Source organism: Bradyrhizobium sp. CCBAU 11434 (assembly GCF_028128895.1).
In the GTDB taxonomy this organism is placed as follows: Bacteria; Pseudomonadota; Alphaproteobacteria; order Rhizobiales; family Xanthobacteraceae; genus Bradyrhizobium; species Bradyrhizobium zhengyangense.
This window is the reverse complement of record NZ_LBJX01000076.1, coordinates 39,174-48,018: the sequence shown is the minus strand read 5'-3', so window position 1 is coordinate 48,018 and position 8,845 is coordinate 39,174. Positions and strand designations below refer to the sequence as shown.

Here is an 8,845-nt window from a genome sequence, read left to right as displayed (position 1 = left end):
GCCCGACGATATGGTGCCGCCGCCACAACCGGCTCCGAGTGCAGCCCCAACGGTCGCCGCGGTGCCGCCCGCACCACCTCCACCGCCGGCTCCGACCGTAGCGGCTGCACCGCCAGCGCCGCCTCCACCACCTGCGCCAGCGCCTGCCCCGGCGCCTGTTCAGGCTGCGGCCGTCGCACCGCCGCCTCCCGCAGCCGCACCCGCGCGCGATCTCAATTCACCGCTCGGCGTCTGGCTCACCGAGGAGAAGGAAGGCAAGGTCCGCATCGAGCAGTGCGGCAATAATTTGTGCGGCTATTCGGTCGACAGCAAATCGAACCAGAATGGCGAGCAAGTTCTGATCAACATGAAGCCTGGCAAGGACCTGAAATGGTCAGGCCGCATCCTCGATCCCAACAGCGGCTCCACCTACGATTCGACGATCTCGCTAAAGGGAGGCGACCGCCTGCGCGTGCAGGGCTGCGCCTTTGGCGGCATGTTCTGCGGCGGTCAAACCTGGACGCGCGTGAACTAGACCTCGCTCGACAATTTCGAGAAAGACAAGGGGCCCGTGATCCGGGCCCCTTTGCTTTTGCCCGCGATGTCACTCCGATGTGCGTCACCTCACAGAGAACCTGACGCGCGTGACAGCCCTCACATCGCCGGTTCCGTGCCCGTGACACGATCCCCGCATGGTCAATCACAAGGGGCGTGTCATGAACGGATTTCGCAAGGGTCTCTTCGCCACCATTATCGCCATCGCCTTCCCGCTCGCGCAGGCCGATGCCGCGGGCTCGACCTTCGACGGGACATGGAATGTCCGCATCTCGTCGTCGAGCGAAACCTGCGGCAACGGCGCCACTGTCGCGATCGGCATCAGCAACGGCCAGATCGCCTCGAGCAGCACGGCAGTGACGGCGTCAGGGCGCGTCGCCGATGCCGGCAGCATCAACGTCTCCTTGAGCACCGGCATCAAGCACGCGGTCGGCTCCGGCCGGCTCAGCGGCACGTCAGGCTCCGGCACATGGCGCGGGGCCATGTGCTCGGGCACGTGGACGGCGGAGCGGATGTAAGCGGAGCGCTCTAGCCCAGCGCCGCGCCGTATTCGGCGTCGGTGACCGGCTCGAGCCATGTCGAATAGACGCCGTCGAGCGCTTCCTGCATGGCGATATGGCACATGCTGTTACCAGGCGAGGCGCCGTGCCAGTGCACTTCACCTGGCGGGATCCAGACGGTGTCGCCAGGACGGATTTCCTTGACCGGGCCGCCCTTGGTCTGGACGCGGCCGACACCGGAAATCACGTAGAGCGTCTGCCCAAGCGGATGGTGGTGCCAGTTGGTGCGGGCGCCCGGCTCGAACGAGACGCGCGAGACGTTCAGCCGTGCCGGCGCGGGCGCCATGTTGATGGGATCCTGCAACACGGTGCCGGTAAAATTTTCCTTGGGCGCGCGACGGGTCGGCCGCGTGCCTGCTAGCGTGATGTCCATGGTGTCCTCGTTTCCTGTTACTTCTTGCTGGCGGCGTAGCGTGCCTTGGTTTCGGCGTTCATGGGATAATGGCCCGGCAGCACCGCACCGTTGTTCACCTCGTTGACGATCCAGGCTTCCATCCGCTCCTGCTCGACGCCCTCGGCAAGGACGTGCTCGAGCATTGCCGCCGGGATCAGCACGCAGCCGTCCTGATCGGCGACCACGATGTCGTTCGGGAATACGGCGACGCCGCCGCAGCCGATCGGCTCGCCCCAGCCGACGAAGGTGAGGCCGGCCACGGACGGCGGCGCGGCATAGCCGTCGCACCACACCGGCAGATTGGTCCCGAGCACCCCCTCGACGTCACGCACGACGCCGTCGGTGACGAGCGCGGTGACGCCGCGCTTCATCATGCGCGCGCAGAGGATGTCGCCGAAGATGCCGGCGTCGGTGATGCCCATGGCGTCGACCACGGCGATGCAGCCTTCCGGCATCGCCTCGATCGCGGTGCGGGTCGAGATCGGCGACGACCAAGACTCCGGCGTCGCCAGATCCTCGCGCGCCGGCACGAAGCGCAGCGTGAACGCCGGTCCTACCAGGCGCGGCAGGCCCGGGCGAAGCGGACGCGCGCCGCGCATCCACACATTGCGCAGGCCCTTCTTCAGCAGGACCGTGGTGATGGTGGCAGTGGTGATGCCGGCGAGGGTCTTGCGGGCTTCGGGGGACAGCGACATGGACGAGAACGAGCTCCGAGGTGCAGGAAAGAACGCGCGCATCTTGCGAGCCGGAGGCTCGTCGTCAAGGGCCAAAGCCCTGTCAAGAATGCGACCCTGCCGGGCGGTTATGCGACGCGATAACAAGGCTTTATCGTCACCCCCGGCATTAATTTATTGGACTTGCGGGCGCATTTACGCGAAGCAGGTTGAGGCGGAACTCAAGGTCGAGCCCGCGCATTTCCTCAAGGCCCGAATTCGACATCTCATGGCCGCGACGCTTCCACCGCCCCGCCTTCTGCCCAGTGGCGACAGCGCCGTCACGGTCGAGTTCAGCCGCACCATCGACGACGCCGCCAATGAGCGCGTGCTCGCGCTCGACAAGGCGCTGGCGGCAAGCCCCATCGAGGGCATCTCCGAGACGATCCCGACCTATCGCTCGCTGCTGGTGCATTACGATCCCGGCAAGATCGGTTTTGACGCGCTCGGCGAAAAGCTGCTTGCGCTCGCGACCCAGCCGCTGCCGCCGACCACAAAAGCACGGCGCTGGCGCATTCCCGTCGCCTATGGCGGCGAGCATGGCATCGATCTCGAGGATGTCGCAAAGGCGCTGAGCACCACACCCGACGACATCGTCGCCCGCCACGCCGGCGGCGATTATCGCGTCGCCATGATCGGCTTCACGCCCGGCTGGTCCTATCTCAGCGGCCTCGACAAATCGCTGCACATGTCGCGGCGGCAGTCGCCCCGGCTGTTCACGCCTGCAGGAACGATCTCGATCGGCGGCATCCAGGCGGGCATCCAGTGCCTGGCCGCGCCGAGCGGCTGGCATCTGCTCGGGCGCACGCCTGTGCGAACCTATCAACTCCACCGCAATCCGACCTTCCTCACCGAGCCCGGCGATCGCGTGACGTTTTTTGCGATCGACCACAAGACGTTCGAGGAGCTGGATCGCGCGGCCGAGGCCGGCGAGATCATCGCCGAACGGGTCGACGCATGAGCCGGCTGATCGTCACCAGCATCGGGCCTGCGAGCTCCGTCCAGGACGGCGGCCGCCTCGGCGCGCAGCGCTATGGCCTCACGGTCAGCGGCGCCATGGATCGGCTGACGCTGGCCGCAGCGAATACGCTCGTTGGCAACGAGCCGTTCGCAGCCGCGGTCGAGATCGGCCCGTTCGGTGCCACCTTCACGGCCCGGGACGGCGCCGTGCGCGTCGCCATATCAGGCGCGCCGCGCAACGCCGATATCGCCGGGAAACCGGTGGCTATGGATTCGTCCGTGACGCTGAAGGATGGCGAGACGCTGACACTTGGCTTTGCCCGTGGCGGCGCGTTCACGTATCTGGCGATCGAAGGCGCCATCAAGGGCGAAGAGGTGTTCGGCAGCCTTGCGGTGAACGCCCGCGCCGGGCTCGGCAGCCCCTACCCGCGGCCGCTGCAGGCCGGCGACGAATTCGCGGTCGATGCCGCGAGCGGTGCGCCCGAGTTGCGGATCGAATTGCCCAAGCCCGCGACCGGACCGATCCGCGTCGTGCTGGGCCCGCAGGACGACGAGTTCGACGATGCCAACAAGGCGCTGTTCCTGGGTAGCGAGTGGAAGATCTCGGCGACGTCAGATCGCATGGGCTATCGGCTCGAGGGCCCCGCGATCAAGCATCTGCACGGCCACAACATCGTCTCCGACGGCACGGTCAACGGCAGCATCCAGGTGCCCGGCAACGGCTCGCCGATCGCACTGATGATGGACCGCGGCACCTCTGGCGGCTACCCGAAGATCGCGACCGTGATCACAGCCGATGTCGGCCGTCTCGCGCAGACCTCGGCCGGAACGGCGTTCCGATTCAAGGCCGTCACGATGGCCGAGGCGCAGGACGAGGCACGCAGGTTTCAGCAGCTGATCCGCACCCTGCCCGATCGCCTGCGCTCGTCGGACACCGTCGAGCTCAACATCGAGGCACTCAGCGATGCCAATGTTGCGGGCTATGCGGTGAGCGCCATGGATGCCGGGACCTGGCAGGTCGCGGCAGAGCCGTAAGCGACAACAAGACCAAAGGCGGAGAGCAACCATGAAGACGATCGATCTCAATTGCGACCTCGGCGAAGGTTTTGGCGCGTGGGAGATGGGCAACGACGCCGCCATGATCGAGCTCGCAAGCTCGGTCAATGTCGCCTGCGGCTTCCATGCCGGCGACCCGGACATCATGCGGCGGACGGTGGAGCTGGCGAAGGCGCGCGGCGTCTCGGTCGGCGCGCATCCTGGATATCGCGACCTGCACGGTTTTGGCCGGCATCCGATCGCGGGCCTCAAGTCCTCCGAGATCGAGAACCTCGTCGCCTACCAGATCGGCGCGCTGCAGGCGATCGCGACCGCGGCAGGCCACAAGGTCACGCATGTGAAGGCACATGGCGCGCTCTCCAACGTCGCCTGCGAGGACGACATGACGGCGAAGGCGATCGCGGCCGGAATCAAGGCAGTCGACCCCAGCCTGATCTTCGTGGTGCTCGCCAATTCGAAGCTGGTGAAGGCCGGCGAGGAAGCGAACCTGCCGATGGTGCATGAGGTGTTTGCCGACCGCGCCTATGAGGACGATGGCAACCTCGTCTCGCGCAAGAAGCCCGGCGCGGTGCTGCACGACGCGAAAGCGATCGCCGACCGCGTGGTGCGCATGGTGCAGGACGGTGCGGTGGTGTCGGTCACCGGCAAGGTCATCAAGATGCGCACGGACACGGTGTGTATTCACGGCGATACGCACGGCGCCGTCGAGATCGCGCGGACCTTGCGTCAGGCCTTGAAGGATGCTGGCATCGATGTCGCGCCGTTCAAGCGCGGGTCGTGATCAGAACGGGTGCGCCGACAGCGTGCCGAAGAGAAGCACTGCGATGAGCGCGCACGCGCCGAAGATGCCGATGTGGTGCGCGTTCGCCTTTGCCCTGCGCGAGACCGATCGCGCATAGAGATGAAGCCTGGCTTCCGCCGACAATTCCCGGATGGTCGATTTCCAACGCACCATCCGCCCAGTATGAACGATCCAGCACGACGGCTGTAAGACCATCGTGCAAATAGCGATGGAAGCGCTTCCCTGGCTCGCTTTGCAGGCGAAAATTCTTCGCAGCCGCGGGTTCCAGAAATCTTATTCGCTAAAATCCAAGCCAAATGGAACCGGTTCCGGTTCCACCCGGACCAAACCTTTGAAAACAACCCCATGCACAGTAGAACGCCGCCGCGGGCGCGATTGCGCCACGGCGGCGATTCACGCTGGTCTCCCCGGGCCTTAGTACACGTCAGCCTGGAAACGGCCCTTCTTCTTGAGATCGGCGACAAAGCTGACCGCCTCGTCGGTCGAGCGCGCACCGAACTGGGCGACAATGTCGACCAGCGCGCGCTCAACATCCTTGGCCATGCGCTTTGCATCGCCGCAGATGTAGAGATGCGCGCCCTCGGCGAGCCACGTCCACACTTCGCGGCCGAGCTCGCGCATGCGGTCCTGCACGTAGAACTTCTTCTCGCCGTCGCGCGACCAGGCGAGCGACAGCCGCGTCAGCAGCCCCGAAGTCTTCATCGCGTTGAGCTCGTCGCGATAGAAGAAATCGCAGTCGCTGCGCTGATGGCCGAAGAACAGCCAGTTCTTGCCTTGCGCGCCGGTTGCCTTGCGGTCGAGCAGGAAGGCGCGGAATGGCGCAACCCCGGTGCCGGGACCGATCATGATGACGGGCGTCTTCGGATCCTGCGGCAAGCCGAAACCGTGCGCCTTCTGCACATAGACCTTGAGCTTGTCGCCCTCGGCGATGCGCTCGCCGAGGAAGGTCGAGGCGACGCCGAGACGCTTGCGCTTGCCGATGACGTAGCGAACGGAATCGACCGTCAGCGAAAGCTTTCCGGGCGTCGCATTGTGCGACGATGAGATCGAATAGAGCCGCGGCTGCAGCGGCTCCAGCGCCTCGACGAAGGCCTCCGGATGCGGCCGCGTGCCCGAAAACTTCTGCAGCGCCGCCATCACGTCGAGCGTTGCCGCATCGCCATCGGGATCCTCGCCCTGCGCCAGCGCCCTCGCCTTCTCGCGTTGCGCGCCGCCGGTGATGAACGAAAGCAGTTCGAACAGCTTGTCCGGCGCCGGCGATAGCGAGACGTCCTCGACCAGCGCCTCGCGCAACGTCTTGTTGTTGACCTTGGTGGTGTGGGACGCGCCGAGCAGCGCGATGATCTGGTCGACCAGACCGAGGTCGTTGCGGGCGAACACGCCAAAACTGTCGCCGACGACATAGTCGAGCTTGCTCTCGGAGAGGTCGAACTCGACGTGATAGGTCTCCTTCTCCGAACCGCCCTTGTTGAGCAAGCGCCGCGACAGGAAGGTGGCTTCAGCCGGATTTTCGCGGGCACGGCCAAGCTCGGCCTTCACCTCAGGCGCAGCCGGCGCACTCGCAGCCCTAGCCGCCCCTGCCGCGGGCTTCGCCGCCGGCGCCTTGTCGACCTCCTCGAACAGCTGCTTGAGCATCCGCGCCGTCTCCTTGCCGCCGGGGGCGCAGAGGTTGAGACGCGCTTCGCTCTTGTTCGCGATCGAGTCGGAATAGTCGGCGCAATTGTAGCCGCACTGGCCACAATCCTGTTGCGCCATCGCCGCCATCATGCGGCGGCGGAGCGGACGTCCCTCGGCGAGTTTCATGCGGTCGGCGATCGGCATCGCCGGATCGTGCCAGGGTGCCTCGCCATCGTCGCCATCGCCCTGCGGCGCCAGCAAGGCACCGTTCTCGATCGGCGACAGAGCCGTCGAGCCGTCGAGGCCGAGCATGCCGACGAGAAATCCGTTCAGCCAGAGCCGCTGGCCCTCACTAAACGGTGCATTGGCCGGAATGATCTCGATCTTGGGAGGCACGGACATCTGGGTCATGCTGCTACTTCCGCTTCGGCGAGTTTGCGCAGGGCTTCACCGTCATGGCGACGGGAGAAGGTCAGAAACGTCTCTTCGGGCGAGGTGCGGTTGGCGAGATACGCCTTGAGCAGGCTCTCGACGATCTTCGGCGCATCCTCGGCCTTCAGATCGTGAAACACCTCCTGGCCGATATCGGCGTCGGGGCCGAAGCCGCCGCCAGTAAAGAGGTGGTAGCCCTCGACCTGATCGTCCTCGCTCGCCCCCGGCACCTTGGCCGCGATCAGGCCGATGTCGGAAATGTAGTGCTGCGCGCAGGAGTGATGGCAGCCGGTCAGATGGATGTTGAGCGGCGTGTCGAGATTGATGCGCTCGTCACACCAGTCGCCGATCGCAGCGGCGTGACGCTTGGTGTCGGAGGCCGCGAACTTGCAGCCGGCATTGCCGGTGCAGGCAATCAGGCCGGCCCGGACGTTCGACACTTGCGTGGCAAGGCCAAGTTTCTCGACCGCGGCGGTGGCGAGCGCGACGCTCTCGTCGCGGACGCCCGAGATCAACAGGTTCTGCCAGACCGTCAGGCGGATATCGCCGTCGCCGAGATCCTGCGCGATCTTGGCGAGCCCGCGCATCTGCTCGCAGGTGAGCTTGCCGACCGGCAGCGCCACGCCGAGCCAGTTGAGCCCGGCCTGCTTCTGCTTGTGCACGCCGATATGGGCCATGCGGTCGGACAAGGGACGCGGAAGCAACGCCTCGGCCGGAACGCGCGCGAACGGCTTCTTCAGTTGCTCCTCGACGAGCTTGAGGAAGCCGTCGTGACCCATGCTGTCGAGCACGTATTTCAGCCGCGCCTTGTTGCGGTTGGTGCGGTCGCCGTGCTCGATGAAGATGCGCACGATGGCATCGGCAACAGCGGTCGCGTCTTCGGGGCGCACGACGATGCCGGAATATTTTGCAAAGTCCTTATGGCCGGTGATGCCGCCGAGGCCGAGCTTGAACCAGACACCGGGCTCGACGCCATGGCCGTCCTTCACCTCGACCGCGGTGAAGGCGATGTCGTTGGTTTCCTCCAGCGCGGCGATCTTGCCGGCGCCGTCGAAGGCAACGTTGAACTTGCGTGGCAGGCCGAACAGCGAGCGGTCGTTGAGGATGTGGTAGTGCCACTCGCGCGCGTAAGGACGCGTGTCGAGCAGCTCTTGCGGATCGATGCCGGCCGTCGGCGTGCCCGTGACGTTGCGGATGTTGTCGGCGCCGGCGCCGCGCGAGCACAGGCCGATGTCCTGGACCCCCTCGATCAGCTTGACCGCGTTCTTCGGCTCGATCTCGCGGATCTGGAAGTTGGCGCGGGTGGTGACATGGGTGTAGCCGCCGCCGCAGCTTTCCGCGATGTCGGCGAGGCCCGACATCTGCCAGTGCTTCAAAATGCCGTTGGGAATACGCAGGCGCGCCATATAGGAAGTCTGCGCCGGCGCCACCCAGAAGATGCCGTAATAGCGCCAGCGGAAATTATCCGCCGGCGTCGGATTGGCGTTGTTGCGCGCCTGGTCCTTCAGCCGCTCATAGGCATCGAACGGATGCATCTCGCGCTTGAACTTCTCCTGATCGGCGAGCTTCTTGCCCGCCGCCGTGAGCTTGTCCTGCGCCTTGATCGCCGCAGCGTCCGGCCCCATCGGTTCAGACGGAGCGCCGGCGGCAGGCGCTCCGCCGGCTGCGAAGGCGCGCCCGACACGTCCGACCTGCATGCCGGACATGAAACCTTCGAGATACCGCTTCTGCTCGTCGGAGAAATCGGCCGTGGGTGCTGTATCGAGTTTCATGGACT

General features: G+C 65.6%; 9 protein-coding genes. 5 read left to right on the top strand and 4 right to left on the bottom strand.

Annotation, left to right across the window (positions count from 1 at the left end; translation table 11 throughout):
- On the top strand, positions 1-514 hold a 514-nt coding region (locus tag XI06_RS16395; protein WP_271605884.1), incomplete at its 5' end, for a DUF2147 domain-containing protein.
- A gap of 181 nt (positions 515-695) precedes the next feature.
- A complete protein-coding gene (locus XI06_RS16390; protein WP_237868847.1) occupies positions 696-1,052 on the top strand; it encodes a hypothetical protein in 357 nt (118 codons plus the stop codon).
- A 10-nt stretch (positions 1,053-1,062) separates the two neighbouring features.
- On the opposite strand, the gene XI06_RS16385 is transcribed toward XI06_RS16390, so the two are convergent.
- Both XI06_RS16385 and XI06_RS16380 read right to left on the bottom strand, forming a co-directional pair.
- Positions 1,063-1,467 (bottom strand): (R)-mandelonitrile lyase, encoded by a 405-nt coding sequence (locus tag XI06_RS16385; RefSeq protein ID WP_237868845.1) that lies wholly within the window; start codon positions 1,465-1,467, stop codon positions 1,063-1,065.
- Between the two features lie 17 nt (positions 1,468-1,484).
- Positions 1,485-2,183, bottom strand: a complete 699-nt coding sequence (locus XI06_RS16380; protein WP_271605883.1) for a ribonuclease activity regulator RraA — start codon at positions 2,181-2,183, stop codon at positions 1,485-1,487.
- A gap of 247 nt (positions 2,184-2,430) precedes the next feature.
- Here XI06_RS16380 and pxpB point away from each other — a divergent pair, with 247 nt between their 5' ends.
- From pxpB to XI06_RS16365, 3 genes are read left to right on the top strand one after another with little or no spacing between them, the layout of a single operon-like run.
- Positions 2,431-3,162 carry a 5-oxoprolinase subunit PxpB gene (pxpB, locus tag XI06_RS16375; RefSeq protein ID WP_237862314.1) on the top strand — a complete coding sequence of 244 codons (732 nt, stop codon included), beginning with the start codon at positions 2,431-2,433 and terminating at the stop codon, positions 3,160-3,162.
- Positions 3,159-4,196: a biotin-dependent carboxyltransferase family protein gene (locus tag XI06_RS16370; RefSeq protein ID WP_237862313.1), complete on the top strand. Its 1,038-nt coding sequence runs from the start codon at positions 3,159-3,161 to the stop codon at positions 4,194-4,196. Before pxpB ends, XI06_RS16370 begins: the two co-directional genes overlap by 4 nt.
- A 31-nt stretch (positions 4,197-4,227) precedes the next feature.
- Entirely contained in the window at positions 4,228-4,998 is a 771-nt protein-coding gene (locus XI06_RS16365) for a LamB/YcsF family protein (protein WP_237868842.1), read from the top strand.
- 435 nt (positions 4,999-5,433) lie between these two features.
- Here the strand turns inward: XI06_RS16365 and XI06_RS16360 are convergent, their stop codons facing one another.
- On the bottom strand, positions 5,434-7,047 hold the full coding sequence (locus tag XI06_RS16360; RefSeq protein WP_237868841.1) for a sulfite reductase subunit alpha: 1,614 nt from the start codon (positions 7,045-7,047) through the stop codon (positions 5,434-5,436).
- A complete protein-coding gene (locus XI06_RS16355; RefSeq protein WP_237862310.1) occupies positions 7,044-8,840 on the bottom strand; it encodes a NirA family protein in 1,797 nt (598 codons plus the stop codon). Before XI06_RS16355 ends, XI06_RS16360 begins: the two co-directional genes overlap by 4 nt.
- Positions 8,841-8,845 lie beyond the last annotated feature (5 nt).

What these genes read in the sequence shown, in the direction of transcription:
- XI06_RS16370 (WP_237862313.1), top strand. Translation starts at nt 3,159, where the DNA reads ATGAGCCGGCTGATCGTCACCAGCATCGGGCCTGCGAGCTCCGTCCAG.
- XI06_RS16390 (WP_237868847.1), top strand. Translation starts at nt 696, where the DNA reads ATGAACGGATTTCGCAAGGGTCTCTTCGCCACCATTATCGCCATCGCC.
- XI06_RS16355 (WP_237862310.1), bottom strand. Translation starts at nt 8,840, where the DNA reads ATGAAACTCGATACAGCACCCACGGCCGATTTCTCCGACGAGCAGAAG.
- XI06_RS16385 (WP_237868845.1), bottom strand. Translation starts at nt 1,467, where the DNA reads ATGGACATCACGCTAGCAGGCACGCGGCCGACCCGTCGCGCGCCCAAG.
- XI06_RS16365 (WP_237868842.1), top strand. Translation starts at nt 4,228, where the DNA reads ATGAAGACGATCGATCTCAATTGCGACCTCGGCGAAGGTTTTGGCGCG.
- pxpB (WP_237862314.1), top strand. Translation starts at nt 2,431, where the DNA reads ATGGCCGCGACGCTTCCACCGCCCCGCCTTCTGCCCAGTGGCGACAGC.
- XI06_RS16360 (WP_237868841.1), bottom strand. Translation starts at nt 7,047, where the DNA reads ATGACCCAGATGTCCGTGCCTCCCAAGATCGAGATCATTCCGGCCAAT.
- XI06_RS16380 (WP_271605883.1), bottom strand. Translation starts at nt 2,183, where the DNA reads ATGTCGCTGTCCCCCGAAGCCCGCAAGACCCTCGCCGGCATCACCACT.